The sequence below is a fragment of the Shewanella sp. VK101 genome (assembly GCF_056497865.1).
The window spans coordinates 269,617-282,437 of the sequence record NZ_CM151402.1 but is presented as its reverse complement, the minus strand read 5'-3'; the positions used below and the strand labels follow the sequence as shown (position 1 = coordinate 282,437).

Sequence of the window (12,821 nt, the reverse complement as noted above, 5' to 3'; positions counted from 1 at the left end):
AATGTGGAAATGGTTACATCCCTACGCCGACCCTCAAAGGGCGTATCAACTGTCAGGAAAACTACTGCCTTGGTTTGCACTGCTTGCCCTGGCACTTATCGCAACCGGAACCGTGTGGGGTTTGGCATTTGCTCCCACAGATTACCAACAGGGTGACAGCTACCGTATTATCTTTATCCACGTACCTGCAGCATCCATGTCGATGGCAGCTTACATGGGTATGGCAACCGCAGCCTTCATAGGCCTGGTGTGGCAGATCAAGCTGGCCGATTGGGCAGCCGCCTCTATCGCACCAATTGGTGCCGTGGTCACCTTTATCGCTCTGTTCACTGGTGCCACCTGGGGTAAACCCATGTGGGGCACTTGGTGGGTTTGGGATGCACGCCTGACCTCTGAACTTGTGCTGTTGTTCCTGTATCTAGGGGTAATCTCCCTCTACGCCTCATTCGAAGACAAGGTGCTGGCCGCCAGAGCCGCCGGCATTCTGGCCATAGTTGGAGTGATTAATATCCCTATCATTAAGTATTCGGTTGAATGGTGGAACTCACTGCACCAACCATCCACTATCCGAATCACCGAAAAGTCGACCATGTCTACCGACATGCTCTACCCTTTATTGATCAACATATTTGGGTTTGGTTTGATGATAGGTGCCATCACTCTGGTGCGTTTCCGTGCCGAAATTCTGGCCCGTAACGGAATGCGCCCTTGGGTTAGGGAACTGGCCAAGGCCGAAGGAGTCAAATAATGCAGTTTCAATCTTTAGCAGAGTTTTTCAACATGGGCGGCTATGCCTTCTATGTGTGGTTGGCCTACGGTGTCACTTTCGTGTCCCTTAGCCTGCTTATCCTGGTCAGTTCGATGAAGAAGCGTCGGGTACTGCAGGAAATAGCATCCAAAGTGCAACGTGAGGAACGCCTCGCTCAAAACCGGAGTAACAGATCGTGAACCCAAGACGCAAAAAGAGACTGGTATTGGCTGTAGCCTTGATTGCAGGTGTTGCTGCCGTGGCTTCCTTGCTGTTATATGCCCTCAACTCCAACCTTAACCTCTTCTATACTCCCACCGAGATAGTCAATGGTAAAAAGGATACTGGCATCAAGCCGGAAGTGGGCCAGCGGATCCGCGTGGGCGGCATGGTTACTGTAGGCTCTATGGTGCGTGACCCTGAAAGCCTGCATGTTGAGTTTGCCGTACATGATGCCGCCGGCGGCGAAATCATAGTGACTTATGATGACCTTTTGCCTGATCTCTTCCGTGAAGGCCAGGGTATAGTCGCTCAGGGCGTATTGATTGAAGGTGGTAAGTTAGAAGCCTCTGAAGTGCTGGCCAAGCATGATGAAAACTATATGCCACCTGAAGTTGCCGAAGCCATGGGCCAGACCCATGAAAAGCTTGAGTACAACACGCAACAGGTCGGCGGCGCCAAGTAAATGCCCATAGATAAAAAAGCCTCTTCGGAGGCTTTTTTATTACTTGCAGAGTCTGAAATTTCTGCCACGCTAAAATTCTATAGGCTGGATACAAGGACTTAGCATGCGCGCATTGGTTTTTCTGGGGTTACTGCTTTCACTGCCAACCGGTGCCGCCAATCTCTTGCTGATTGAGTCCTACCATGCTGAATATCCCTGGGATCAAAGTTATAAAGCCGGCATAAGAGCTATCCTCGGTGATAAGCACCAATTTCACACCTTCGCTCTCGATACCAAGCGACTACCCAAAGCGCAATTTAAAATCCAGGCCGATAGTGCTTGGCAAAGATACCTGGAACTTAAACCCGATTTGGTATTTCTCGCCGATGACAATGCCTTGATGCTGCTACATGAGCGCTTCAGCCAAACCCAGACTCCTGTGGTTTATCTAGGGATCAACGGCAATCCTCGTGACTACGGAATAAAGCATACAGGTAACATTACCGGTGTGCTGGAGCGCCCCTTGTTCAAACGTTCCCTCTTGATGGCACAGGCCATGCTGCCAACCCAACCACCACACAAGTTTTTGTTACTGTTTGACTCAGGCTATACCTCGGATACAGCGGTAGCCTCCATCAAAAAGCTCAACCAAAATTTGATGATAGGCAACAACCAAATCGATATAGAACAACATCAGAAGTTCAGCAGTTGGCAGTCGTCTGTTTCGAGTGCCCGAGAACGTGGCTATGACGCCGTATTTGTGGCCCTGTATCAAACGCTGCAAGACGATAAGCAACAAACGGTAGATGAGCAGGAGGTAGCACGTTGGACCCACGACAACGCCACTGTGCCTCATTTTGGTTTTTGGCATTTCAGTGTCGCCTCTGAGGGCAATATTGGGGGCTATATTCTGGATGGCAACAAGCATGGACGCATAGCGGGTACCATAGCGAAACAGATCCTGGCGGGCAAAAGGCCGGCAGAGATATTCCCCAAGATGGATACCAGTGGTGCTTATCTATTCAGTGAGAGTGGTTTAAAGCGATGGCAACTGAGTTTGCCGGAAAGGGTCAGGGAGCAGGCCGAACTCGTAGATTGACCTTCGGCGACGAGCAAAATAAAAGCCCCGCGGTTAGCGGGGCTTTTTTCAGAACTTACCTGAGATTACTCAGCAGCAGCTTCAACTTCTACAGCTTCAGCGGCTTCTGGGCGACCAACCAGCTCGATGTAAGCCATAGGGGCTTTATCACCGGCACGCAGACCGCACTTCAGGATACGGGTGTAACCACCAGGACGTTCCTGATAGCGTGGACCCAGTTCGTTAAACAGTTTACCTACGACTTCTTGGTCGCGAGTACGAGCAAACGCCAGACGACGGTTTGCTACGCTGTCACTTTTAGCAAGTGTTATCAGAGGCTCAACTACGCGACGCAGTTCTTTGGCCTTCACTACGGTTGTCTTGATGATTTCATGACGAACCAGTGAACTTGCCATGTTACGGAACATGGCTTGGCGGTGACTGCTGTTGCGGTTAAGTTGACGACCACTCTTACGATGGCGCATGACCTAATCCTTATAACCTAAATCTGTACAAAACCTGGGACTTACAGGTCGTCTGCCAAACTAGCCGGTGGCCAGTTTTCCAGACGCATACCTAGCGACAGTCCGCGAGATGCCAACACATCCTTGATCTCGGTAAGAGATTTCTTACCCAGGTTAGGTGTTTTGAGCAGCTCAACTTCAGTGCGTTGTACCAGATCTCCGATGTAATGAATCGCTTCGGCTTTCAAACAGTTAGCCGAACGTACAGTTAGCTCTAAATCGTCGACAGGACGCAACAGAATCGGATCGAACTCCGGTTTCTCTTCCTTCTGCTCTGGCTCGGTCACATCGCGCAGTTCAACGAAGGCATCCAGCTGTTCAGCCAGGATAGTCGCAGAACGACGGATAGCTTCTTCAGGATCGATAGTACCGTTAGTGGTCATATCGATGATCAGCTTGTCCAAGTCAGTACGCTGTTCCACACGAGCTGCTTCTACATTGTAGGCAATGCGAGCAACAGGTGAGAATGAAGCATCAACCAGCAAACGACCGATTGGGCGATCATCGTCTTCGGTTTGTGCACGGGCAGAAGCCGGTACATAACCACGACCACGCTCAACACGGATACGCATGCTGATGTCATTGTTACCAGTCAGATGACAGATAACATGATCCGGGTTCACGATTGTGACATCGCCGTCGTGGGTGATGTCGGCTGCGGTAACAGGGCCTGCGCCGGACTTGCTCAGAGTGAGCATAGCCTCGTCTTTACCCTCGATAATGACTGCCAGCCCTTTCAGGTTCAGCAATATTTCAAGGATATCTTCTTGTACGCCTTCCTTACTGCTGTATTCATGCAGTACGCCGTCGATCTCGACTTCGGTAACCGCGCAGCCGGGCATAGACGACAATAGGATGCGACGCAACGCGTTACCCAAAGTATGACCGAAACCACGCTCGAGTGGCTCCAGAGTCACCTTGGCACGAGTTGGGTTAACCTGCTCGATATCAACGAGACGCGGTTTAAGAAATTCTGTAACAGAACCCTGCATTGTGTCCTCTCTTGTTTGTTAGCCTTACTTAGAGTAAAGCTCGACGATCAGCTGTTCGTTAATTTCCGCAGACAAATCGCTACGTTCTGGCAGACGCTTGAAAGCACCTTCCATTTTTGCGCTGTCGACTTCAACCCATGTAGGCTTCTCGCGTTGAGCAGCCACTTCCAGAGCAGCCTTGATACGGGCTTGCTTCTGTGACTTCTCGCGAATGCTTACAACATCATTCGCAGACACTTTGAATGACGGAATGTTAACAACACGACCGTTGACCATAATTGACTTATGGCTAACCAGCTGACGTGCTTCTGCACGAGTCGCACCAAAGCCCATACGATAAACTACGTTATCCAGACGGGTTTCCAAAAGTTGCAGCAGGTTTTCACCTGTGTTGCCTTTCAGACGTGCAGCCTCTTTGTAGTAGTTACGGAATTGCTTTTCCAGCACACCGTAAATACGACGAACTTTTTGTTTCTCGCGTAACTGCAAGCCATAATCAGACAGACGTGGCTTACGAGCGCCATGCTGTCCAGGTGCTGCTTCCAGCTTACACTTCGAATCGATTGCTCTCACACCGCTTTTCAGGAAAAGGTCAGTACCTTCCCGGCGGCTGAGCTTGAGCTTGGGACCCAAGTATCTTGCCATGATCTTTCTCCAACTATCCTAACGAAACTGCCAATTACACGCGGCGTTTTTTAGGAGGACGACAACCGTTATGAGGGATCGGCGTCACATCAGTGATGTTGGTAATTTTGTAACCAACAGCGTTCAGCGCACGAATGGCTGACTCACGACCTGGACCTGGACCCTTCACGAAAACTTCAAGGTTTTTAACACCATAATCCTGAGCGGCAGTACCTGCGCGCTCAGCTGCCACCTGCGCAGCAAATGGAGTAGATTTACGTGAACCACGGAAACCTGAACCACCTGCAGTCGCCCATGACAGAGCGTTACCTTGACGATCTGTGATAGTAACAATTGTATTGTTGAAAGACGCATGGATATGAGCCATGCCATCAGCAACCTGTTTACGTACGCGCTTACGCGGAGAACGTGACGGAACTTTAGCCATTGTCTACCTTCCCGTTACTTCTTGATTGGTTTACGTGGACCTTTGCGAGTACGCGCATTGGTCTTAGTACGTTGCCCACGGAGAGGCAGGCTACGGCGATGGCGGAGGCCACGATAACAACCAAGGTCCATAAGACGCTTGATGTTCATTGAAACCTCACGGCGTAAGTCACCTTCTACTGAGTATTTGGCAACTTCTTCGCGTAGAGTATCGATTTGAGCTTCGCTCAATTCCTTGATCTTAGCGTCTTCGGCAATGGCTGTAGCCGCGCAGATAGCTTTAGCGCGAGTACGACCGATACCGTAGATAGCAGTCAGTGCAATGACTGTGTGCTTTTGATCAGGAATGTTAATGCCAGCGATACGGGCCACTATGCACTCCTTAAGTTAAAGGCCATCTGTGAAAAGCCCGAAAGGATACTCGACAGATGACTAGTTTGCAAACAATATTTTTGGCCAGCCCAGTTAAGAGCTGGCCAAGATTTTTTAGCCTTGACGCTGTTTGTGTTTTGGTTCAACACAGATAACGCGTACAACGCCACTACGCTTGACGATCTTGCAGTTACGGCAGATCTTCTTCACGGAAGCTCGAACTTTCATTTCATCACTCCGTAAAGCTATCTTATCGACCAAAGCGATCGAGATTCGCTTTGTTCACCAGATTAGCTTTCTTCATCACAGACTCATATTGATGAGACATCATATGGGTCTGAACCTGAGCCATGAAGTCCATGATCACAACTACCATAATCAGTAGTGAAGTACCGCCAAAATAGAACTGTACTTTCCATGCGATTAACATGAACTCCGGAATTAAACAGATAAAGGTAATATACAACGCGCCTGCCAGAGTCAAACGGGTCATCACTTTATCAATGTAACGCGAAGTCTGTTCGCCGGGACGGATCCCGGGAATAAACGCACCGCTCTTCTTCAGGTTATCTGCTGTCTCGCGTGGGTTAAATACCAACGCGGTATAGAAGAAACAGAAGAAAATAATTGCTGCTGCATACAACAGAGAGTACAGCGGCTGTCCAGGAGAAACTGCGAGAGAAACCTCAGACAGCCATTCCATAGACGGATTCTTACCAAACCACTGAGCCAGTGTGCCTGGGAACAGAATAATGCTGGACGCAAAAATTGGCGGAATTACGCCGGCCATATTAACCTTCAGCGGCAGGTGGGTTGACTGCGCGGCAAACACCTTACGGCCTTGCTGACGCTTGGCATAGTTAACGACGATACGACGCTGACCACGCTCCACAAATACCACGAAATAGGTTACGGCAAACACAATCACCGCAATCAACAACAATACCAGTACGTTCAAGTCGCCTTGACGCGCTTGCTCGGCCGTTTGACCGATAGCAGAAGGCAGACCGGCTACGATACCTGCGAAAATCAGGATCGAAATACCGTTACCTATACCACGCTCGGTAATTTGCTCGCCAAGCCACATCAGGAACATGGTTCCGGTGACTAAACTGACGACTGCAACAAAATAGAACTCAAAACCAGGATCGACCACCAGGCCGTTCACCAGATTTGGCAATCCTGTTGCAATACCGATCGACTGGAATGTACCCAACACCAGCGTACCCCATCTTGTATACTGGCTGATTTTCTTGCGTCCTGACTCACCTTCCTTCTTCAGTTCAGCGAGTGCGGGATGCACAACAGTCAGCAACTGCATGATGATCGAGGCCGAAATATACGGCATGATCCCCAATGCAAAAATAGAGGCGCGCTCAAGGGCACCACCCGAGAACATGTTGAACATGCCCAGGATGGTGCTCTTTTGCTGAGCAAAGAGCTCTGCCAATACAGCAGCGTCAATACCAGGAATTGGCACAAATGAACCGGCACGAAACACGATAATTGCGCCAATCACGAACAGGAGGCGAGCTTTCAATTCAGAAAGTCCACCTTTCGCGCTTTTTAAATCAAGTCCTGGTTTTGCCATCGACCTATTATTCCTCGATATTCTCGATCTTACCGCCGGCAGCTTCGATAACTGCGCGTGCACCTTTGGTTACCTTCAGACCTTTTACGGTCACTGGGCGCTCAATGGTACCTGAAAGAACGATTTTCGCAAACTGGATGTTGCGAGTTATTACGTTCGCATCTTTCAGTGCGTTCAGGTCGATAACGTCACCAGTAACTTTTGCCAGTTCGCTCAAGCGAACTTCAGCAGTTACCATAGCGATACGCGAGGTAAAGCCGAACTTAGGCAGACGGATCTTAAGTGGCATTTGACCACCCTCGAAGCCAGGGCGTACACCGCCACCGCTACGAGATTTTTGACCCTTGTGACCGCGACCAGCGGTCTTACCCAAGCCAGAACCAATACCACGGCCTACACGCTTAGGTGCAGACTTAGCGCCTGCTGCTGGAGATAAAGTATTCAGACGCATTGATTAGTCCTCCACCTTTACCATGTAGTAGACCTTATTGATCATACCGCGAACAGCAGGAGTATCTTCCAGCTCAACGGTGTGACCAATACGACGCAGACCAAGACCAGTCAGAGTGGCCTTGTGCTTAGGCAGACGGCCGATAGCACTTTTGGTCTGGGTTACTTTGATAGTTTTAGTAGCCATGGTGCATTACCCCCGAATTTCATCAACATTCAGGCCACGCTTGGCTGCAATCTGCGCTGGTGACTTCATGTGTACCAGAGCGTCAACAGTTGCACGAACGATGTTGATCGGGTTAGTAGAACCGTATGCTTTCGACAGAACGTTGTGAACGCCTGCTACTTCCAATACGGCACGCATTGCGCCACCGGCGATAATACCGGTACCCTCTGAAGCAGGTTGCATGTAAACGCGTGAACCAGAGTGGCGACCCTTCACTGGATGGTGCAGAGTGCCTTCGTTCAGGTTTACAGTAACCATGTTGCGACGGGCTTTTTCCATTGCTTTTTGAATAGCAGCTGGAACTTCACGCGCTTTACCATAGCCGTAGCCGATCTTACCGTTACCATCACCCACTACAGTCAGAGCGGTGAAGCTAAAGATACGACCACCTTTAACTACTTTAGAAACACGATTAACTGCAATCAGCTTTTCTTGCAGATCGTCTTTTTGCTGAGCTTCTAATTTAGCCATTGTTTTACCCCTTAGAACTGGAGGCCAGCTTCACGAGCGGCTTCTGCAAGAGCAGCAACACGACCGTGATACTTGAACCCAGAACGATCGAAAGCAACAACAGTTACGCCTTTTTCGATCGCGCGCTCAGCAATAGCTTTACCTACTGCTTTGGCCGCATCTACGTTACCGGTGTACTTCAGTTGTTCCTTTACTGCTTTCTCGGCAGTAGAGGCAACAGCCAACACCTGAGCTTCAGGGTTGATTACCTGAGCGTAAATGTGACGCGGTGTACGATGTACAACCAGACGGTTGACGCCCAGCTCTTGGATCTTCTTGCGAGCGCGAGTCGCGCGGCGCAAGCGAGATGTTTTCTTATCCATATCGCGTTACCTACTTCTTCTTAGCCTCTTTACGGCGTACTTGTTCGTCATCATAGCGAACACCCTTGCCCTTATAAGGCTCTGGTGGACGATAGCCACGAATTTCAGCCGCAACCTGACCAACCAGCTCTTTATCGATACTTTTCAGTACGATGTCTGTTTGGCTTGGGCATTCAGCTGTAACGCCTGCTGGCAATTGATGAACCAGAGGGTGAGAGAAACCTAAGGTCAGGTCAAGAGCGCTGCCGCTAACTTTGGCACGGTAACCCACACCAACCAGCTTCAGCTTCTTTTCGAAACCCTGAGAAACACCAACAACCATGTTGTTGATCAGTGCACGAGCAGTACCAGCCTGTGCCCAAGCGTTAGCAACGCCTTCGACAGGAGAGAACTTGATTTCTGCACCTTCAACAACAACGTTAACTGCGCTGTTGATTACTCGAGTCAGACTACCTTTACCGCCTTTAACGGTAATAGTTTGGTCGTTTAAAGTCACCTCTACGCCGGCTGGAATAGATACTGGTGCTTTTGCTACACGAGACATTCCTAGCTCCTTACGCTACGTAGCAGATAACCTCACCACCCATGCCTGCAAGGCGGGCGGCACGATCAGTCATCAGGCCTTTAGAAGTGGACACAATTGCGACACCCAGTCCGCCCATAACCTTTGGCAGCTCGTCTTTACCTTTGTAAATACGAAGACCAGGACGGCTTACGCGCTGGATAGTCTCAACAACAGGTTGGCCCTGGAAATACTTCAGAGTGATTTCCAGTTCAGGCTTAGCGCCTTCTTCTGCTACGGCGTAGTCAGTGATGTAACCTTCATCTTTCAGCAGCTTTGCGATAGCAACTTTCAGTTTGGCAGAAGGCATCTTCACAGATACTTTGTTAGCAGCTTGGCCGTTACGAATACGGGTCAACATATCCGCAATAGGATCTTGCATGCTCATATTAGCTTACTCCGTGACAAGTGCTTACCAGCTGGCCTTACGCAGACCAGGAACTTCACCACGCATGGTTGCTTCACGCAGCTTGATACGGCTCAGGCCGAATTTGCGCAGGAAACCATGAGGGCGGCCAGTTTGATTACAGCGATTGCGTTGACGCGATGCGCTTGAATCACGTGGTAGAGCTTGCAGCTTAAGAACCGCATCCCAACGAGCTTCGTCAGAAGACTCAGGGCTGCTGATGATAGCCTTAAGAGCTGCACGCTTTTCAGCATACTTGGCCACGAGCTTTGCACGTTTTGCTTCACGTGCCTTCATTGACAGTTTTGCCATTTCGCTACCCCTTATTTCTTGAATGGGAAGTTGAAAGCATCAAGCAAAGCGCGACCTTCTTCGTCAGTATTCGCAGAGGTAGTGATAACAATATCCATACCACGAATCTTATCGACTTTATCGTAGTCGATTTCTGGGAAGATGATCTGCTCGCGCACGCCCATCGCGTAGTTACCACGGCCGTCGAACGACTTAGCGCTCAGACCACGGAAGTCACGGATACGAGGGATTGCGATGTCAACTAAACGCTCAAAGAATTCCCACATACGCTCACCGCGCAGGGTCACTTTACAGCCAATAGGGTAGCCTTCACGGATTTTAAAACCAGCAACTGACTTACGAGCTACAGTCACAACTGGTTTTTGGCCGGCAATAGCAGTCATATCACGGACAGCATTTTCCATGATTTTCTTGTCAGCTACGGCTTCGCCAACACCCATGTTCAGGGTGATTTTCTCAATCCGAGGGACTTGCATGACACTGGTATAACCGAACTTTTTAGTCAGTTCAGCAACAACAGTCTCTTTGTATCTATCATGCAGTTTCGCCATCGTTTACTCCAGTTACTTAACGAGTTCACTGTTCGATTTGAAGAAACGGACTTTCTTACCGTCTTCGAATCGGAAACCAACACGATCCGCCTTGCCAGTGACAGGGTTAAAGATCGCAACATTAGATGCTTGAATCGGTGCTTCTTTCTCAACGATACCACCAGTCACACCCAGTTGTGGGTTAGGCTTCTGGTGCTTCTTAACGAGATTGATGCCTTCAACAATTAACTTACCGGTAGTAAGTACACGAGTAACCTTACCGCGCTTACCCTTATCCTTACCGGCCAGTACAATTACTTCGTCTTCACGACGGATTTTTGCTGCCATTTTGAAGCTCCTTACAGTACTTCTGGTGCCAGCGACACAATTTTCATGAATTGCTCAGTACGCAGTTCACGTGTCACAGGTCCAAAGATACGAGTACCAATCGGGGCAAGGTTTGCGTTAAGCAATACCGCTGCATTCCGATCGAAGCGAATGACAGAACCGTCTGGACGACGTACGCCTTTCTTAGTACGGACTACCACCGCGTTATACACATCACCTTTCTTCGCTTTAGCGCGAGGAATGGCTTCTTTAACAGAAACCTTGATGATGTCGCCGATACCGGCATAACGACGATGAGAGCCACCCAAGACCTTAATACACTGAACTCTGCGCGCGCCGCTGTTACATGCGACATCGAGAGTCGATTGCATTTGGATCATTTTAAGTGCTCCGCTATCGTTACTACACAATCCCCACCATGGGGCTAAATAAACACCACTTTTGCCGTTCAAATCGGTCAAAAATGGCGCGCAAGTATAACACCATAAATAGAGGATGGATAGTATTAAAAAACAAACGGCCCCGAAAAGGAGCCGTTTACCAGTTAACCTAATTAAAAATTAGGCCTTGCTTACTACTTCAACCAGGGTCCATGACTTGGTCTTGGACAGAGGGCGACATTCGCGAATAGACACGAAATCACCTTCTTTACACTGGTTTTGTTCGTCATGTGCATGGATCTTAGTAGTACGTTTGATGTACTTACCGTAGATTGGGTGCTTAACTTGACGCTCAACAGCTACAGTGATGGACTTGTCCATCTTGTCGCTGATGACTTTACCCTGCAAAGTACGGATTTTCTCAGACATTATGCACCTGCCTTAGAAGTAATAATGGTCTTAACGCGCGCAATGTTACGGCGCACTTGTTTCAGCTGGTGAGTTTGTGCCAGCTGACCAGTGGCGTGTTGCATACGCAGGTTAAACTGCTCACGCAGCAGACCAAGCAGTTCAGCGTTCAATTCCTCAACGCTCTTTTCTCTCAGTTCGCTCGCTTTCATTACATCACCGTCTTAGTTACGAAGGTAGTCTTGATAGGCAGTTTAGCAGCGGCCAGTGCGAAAGCTTCGCGGGCCAGCTCTTCTGAAACGCCATTCATTTCATAGAGTACCTTACCTGGTTGAATCTGACATACCCAGTATTCAACGTTACCTTTACCTTTACCCATACGCACTTCAAGAGGCTTAGAGGTAATTGGCTTGTCAGGGAAAACCCGGATCCAGATTTTTCCTTGACGCTTAACGTGACGTGTCATTGCACGACGGGCAGATTCGATCTGACGTGCAGTCAAACGGCCGCGGCCAACTGCTTTCAGACCAAATGTACCGAAGCTAACTTCAGTACCGTTCGCCAGACCGCGGTTGCGGCCTTTGAACATTTTGCGAAACTTCATACGTTTAGGTTGCAGCATTGCCGGCTCTCCTATTTACCACGAGGCTTGCGCTTAGGTTGCTGCTTCGGCTCTTCGATCTGAGGCATGATACCGTCCAGAACTTCACCTTTGAAGACCCAAACTTTAATGCCGATCACACCGTATTGAGTGTGACTTTCAGAGGTTGAATAGTCGATGTCAGCACGCAGTGTATGCAGAGGCACACGGCCTTCGCGATACCACTCGGTGCGCGCAATCTCAGCGCCGCCTAAACGGCCACTAACTTCAACTTTGATACCTTTAGCGCCCAGACGCATAGCGTTCTGTACCGCACGCTTCATAGCGCGACGGAACATAACACGACGTTCCAGCTGTTGAGCGATTGAATCGGCAACCAGTTTGGCGTCCAACTCAGGCTTGCGGATCTCAGCGATGTTAATTTGCGCAGGAGTGCCAGTAATTTTGGCAACTTCAGCACGCAGAACCTCAACGTCTTCACCTTTCTTACCGATCACAACACCTGGACGGGCAGTGTGAATGGTAACGCGGATGCTTTTCGCTGGGCGTTCGATAACGATCTTAGATACTGATGCGGCTTTCAGCTTCTCTTCGAGAAACTTACGCACTTCCCAGTCGCCGTGCAGATTAGCAGCGTAGTCTGCTTTATCAGCGTACCAGGTAGAGATCCAAGGCTTAGTGATACCCAGACGGATACCATTAGGATGTACTTTCTGTCCCATTGC

25 protein-coding genes are annotated in these 12,821 nt (G+C 49.4%); 4 read left to right on the top strand and 21 right to left on the bottom strand.

What is annotated here, in order from left to right:
- The first annotated feature begins 1 nt into the window (after nucleotide 1).
- The 4 genes from ACSHSR_RS01360 (at nucleotide 2) to ACSHSR_RS01345 (ending at nucleotide 2,511) form a co-directional block, all read left to right on the top strand.
- Nucleotides 2–748 carry a heme ABC transporter permease gene (locus ACSHSR_RS01360; protein ID WP_025011983.1) on the top strand — a complete coding sequence of 249 codons (747 nt, stop codon included), beginning with the start codon at nucleotides 2–4 and terminating at the stop codon, nucleotides 746–748.
- Nucleotides 748–948, top strand: a complete 201-nt coding sequence (gene ccmD, locus ACSHSR_RS01355) for a heme exporter protein CcmD (protein WP_025011982.1) — start codon at nucleotides 748–750, stop codon at nucleotides 946–948. Before ACSHSR_RS01360 ends, ccmD begins: the two co-directional genes overlap by 1 nt.
- Nucleotides 945–1,433, top strand: coding sequence for a cytochrome c maturation protein CcmE (ccmE, locus tag ACSHSR_RS01350; protein WP_025889966.1), 489 nt, complete (start codon nucleotides 945–947; stop codon nucleotides 1,431–1,433). Before ccmD ends, ccmE begins: the two co-directional genes overlap by 4 nt.
- Before the next feature lie 103 nt (nucleotides 1,434–1,536).
- Nucleotides 1,537–2,511: an ABC transporter substrate-binding protein gene (locus ACSHSR_RS01345; protein ID WP_342896762.1), complete on the top strand. Its 975-nt coding sequence runs from the start codon at nucleotides 1,537–1,539 to the stop codon at nucleotides 2,509–2,511.
- Between the two features lie 65 nt (nucleotides 2,512–2,576).
- Here ACSHSR_RS01345 and rplQ read toward each other — a convergent pair whose 3' ends face one another.
- The 21 genes from rplQ to rpsC form a co-directional block, all read right to left on the bottom strand.
- Nucleotides 2,577–2,975, bottom strand: a complete 399-nt coding sequence (rplQ, locus tag ACSHSR_RS01340) for a 50S ribosomal protein L17 (RefSeq protein WP_028781249.1) — start codon at nucleotides 2,973–2,975, stop codon at nucleotides 2,577–2,579.
- A gap of 41 nt (nucleotides 2,976–3,016) precedes the next feature.
- Nucleotides 3,017–4,006 carry a DNA-directed RNA polymerase subunit alpha gene (locus tag ACSHSR_RS01335; RefSeq protein ID WP_025011980.1) on the bottom strand — a complete coding sequence of 330 codons (990 nt, stop codon included), beginning with the start codon at nucleotides 4,004–4,006 and terminating at the stop codon, nucleotides 3,017–3,019.
- A 24-nt stretch (nucleotides 4,007–4,030) separates the two neighbouring features.
- Nucleotides 4,031–4,651: a 30S ribosomal protein S4 gene (rpsD, locus tag ACSHSR_RS01330; RefSeq protein ID WP_025011979.1), complete on the bottom strand. Its 621-nt coding sequence runs from the start codon at nucleotides 4,649–4,651 to the stop codon at nucleotides 4,031–4,033.
- 34 nt (nucleotides 4,652–4,685) lie between these two features.
- Complete coding sequence (gene rpsK / locus ACSHSR_RS01325; RefSeq protein WP_025011978.1) at nucleotides 4,686–5,078, bottom strand: 30S ribosomal protein S11; 393 nt, start codon at nucleotides 5,076–5,078, stop codon at nucleotides 4,686–4,688.
- A 14-nt stretch (nucleotides 5,079–5,092) separates the two neighbouring features.
- Nucleotides 5,093–5,449, bottom strand: a complete 357-nt coding sequence (gene rpsM, locus ACSHSR_RS01320) for a 30S ribosomal protein S13 (RefSeq protein ID WP_025011977.1) — start codon at nucleotides 5,447–5,449, stop codon at nucleotides 5,093–5,095.
- Nucleotides 5,450–5,563: 114 nt separating this feature from the next.
- Entirely contained in the window at nucleotides 5,564–5,677 is a 114-nt protein-coding gene (gene rpmJ / locus ACSHSR_RS01315) for a 50S ribosomal protein L36 (RefSeq protein ID WP_006083579.1), read from the bottom strand.
- Between the two features lie 22 nt (nucleotides 5,678–5,699).
- A complete protein-coding gene (secY, locus tag ACSHSR_RS01310; RefSeq protein WP_025011976.1) occupies nucleotides 5,700–7,040 on the bottom strand; it encodes a preprotein translocase subunit SecY in 1,341 nt (446 codons plus the stop codon).
- 7 nt (nucleotides 7,041–7,047) lie between these two features.
- Entirely contained in the window at nucleotides 7,048–7,491 is a 444-nt protein-coding gene (rplO, locus tag ACSHSR_RS01305; protein ID WP_025011975.1) for a 50S ribosomal protein L15, read from the bottom strand.
- Nucleotides 7,492–7,494: 3 nt separating this feature from the next.
- Nucleotides 7,495–7,677: a 50S ribosomal protein L30 gene (gene rpmD, locus ACSHSR_RS01300; protein WP_025011974.1), complete on the bottom strand. Its 183-nt coding sequence runs from the start codon at nucleotides 7,675–7,677 to the stop codon at nucleotides 7,495–7,497.
- 6 nt (nucleotides 7,678–7,683) lie between these two features.
- Nucleotides 7,684–8,187, bottom strand: coding sequence for a 30S ribosomal protein S5 (rpsE, locus tag ACSHSR_RS01295; protein ID WP_025011973.1), 504 nt, complete (start codon nucleotides 8,185–8,187; stop codon nucleotides 7,684–7,686).
- An 11-nt stretch (nucleotides 8,188–8,198) separates the two neighbouring features.
- On the bottom strand, nucleotides 8,199–8,549 hold the full coding sequence (rplR, locus tag ACSHSR_RS01290; RefSeq protein ID WP_025889969.1) for a 50S ribosomal protein L18: 351 nt from the start codon (nucleotides 8,547–8,549) through the stop codon (nucleotides 8,199–8,201).
- A 10-nt stretch (nucleotides 8,550–8,559) separates the two neighbouring features.
- Nucleotides 8,560–9,093, bottom strand: a complete 534-nt coding sequence (rplF, locus tag ACSHSR_RS01285) for a 50S ribosomal protein L6 (RefSeq protein ID WP_025011971.1) — start codon at nucleotides 9,091–9,093, stop codon at nucleotides 8,560–8,562.
- A gap of 10 nt (nucleotides 9,094–9,103) precedes the next feature.
- A complete protein-coding gene (gene rpsH / locus ACSHSR_RS01280; protein WP_025011970.1) occupies nucleotides 9,104–9,499 on the bottom strand; it encodes a 30S ribosomal protein S8 in 396 nt (131 codons plus the stop codon).
- 24 nt (nucleotides 9,500–9,523) lie between these two features.
- Complete coding sequence (gene rpsN, locus ACSHSR_RS01275; protein WP_025011969.1) at nucleotides 9,524–9,829, bottom strand: 30S ribosomal protein S14; 306 nt, start codon at nucleotides 9,827–9,829, stop codon at nucleotides 9,524–9,526.
- A gap of 11 nt (nucleotides 9,830–9,840) precedes the next feature.
- Nucleotides 9,841–10,380, bottom strand: coding sequence for a 50S ribosomal protein L5 (rplE, locus tag ACSHSR_RS01270; RefSeq protein ID WP_025011968.1), 540 nt, complete (start codon nucleotides 10,378–10,380; stop codon nucleotides 9,841–9,843).
- Nucleotides 10,381–10,392: 12 nt separating this feature from the next.
- Complete coding sequence (gene rplX, locus ACSHSR_RS01265) at nucleotides 10,393–10,707, bottom strand: 50S ribosomal protein L24 (protein ID WP_025011967.1); 315 nt, start codon at nucleotides 10,705–10,707, stop codon at nucleotides 10,393–10,395.
- 11 nt (nucleotides 10,708–10,718) lie between these two features.
- Nucleotides 10,719–11,087 carry a 50S ribosomal protein L14 gene (gene rplN / locus ACSHSR_RS01260; RefSeq protein WP_011494644.1) on the bottom strand — a complete coding sequence of 123 codons (369 nt, stop codon included), beginning with the start codon at nucleotides 11,085–11,087 and terminating at the stop codon, nucleotides 10,719–10,721.
- A 180-nt stretch (nucleotides 11,088–11,267) separates the two neighbouring features.
- Entirely contained in the window at nucleotides 11,268–11,516 is a 249-nt protein-coding gene (rpsQ, locus tag ACSHSR_RS01255; RefSeq protein WP_025011966.1) for a 30S ribosomal protein S17, read from the bottom strand.
- Nucleotides 11,516–11,707: a 50S ribosomal protein L29 gene (gene rpmC, locus ACSHSR_RS01250; protein ID WP_011758342.1), complete on the bottom strand. Its 192-nt coding sequence runs from the start codon at nucleotides 11,705–11,707 to the stop codon at nucleotides 11,516–11,518. The genes rpsQ and rpmC overlap by 1 nt, the downstream gene beginning before the upstream one ends.
- Complete coding sequence (gene rplP / locus ACSHSR_RS01245; RefSeq protein WP_025011965.1) at nucleotides 11,707–12,117, bottom strand: 50S ribosomal protein L16; 411 nt, start codon at nucleotides 12,115–12,117, stop codon at nucleotides 11,707–11,709. The genes rpmC and rplP overlap by 1 nt, the downstream gene beginning before the upstream one ends.
- A gap of 11 nt (nucleotides 12,118–12,128) precedes the next feature.
- Nucleotides 12,129–12,818, bottom strand: coding sequence for a 30S ribosomal protein S3 (rpsC, locus tag ACSHSR_RS01240; RefSeq protein ID WP_025011964.1), 690 nt, complete (start codon nucleotides 12,816–12,818; stop codon nucleotides 12,129–12,131).
- Between the last annotated feature and the right edge of the window lie 3 nt (nucleotides 12,819–12,821).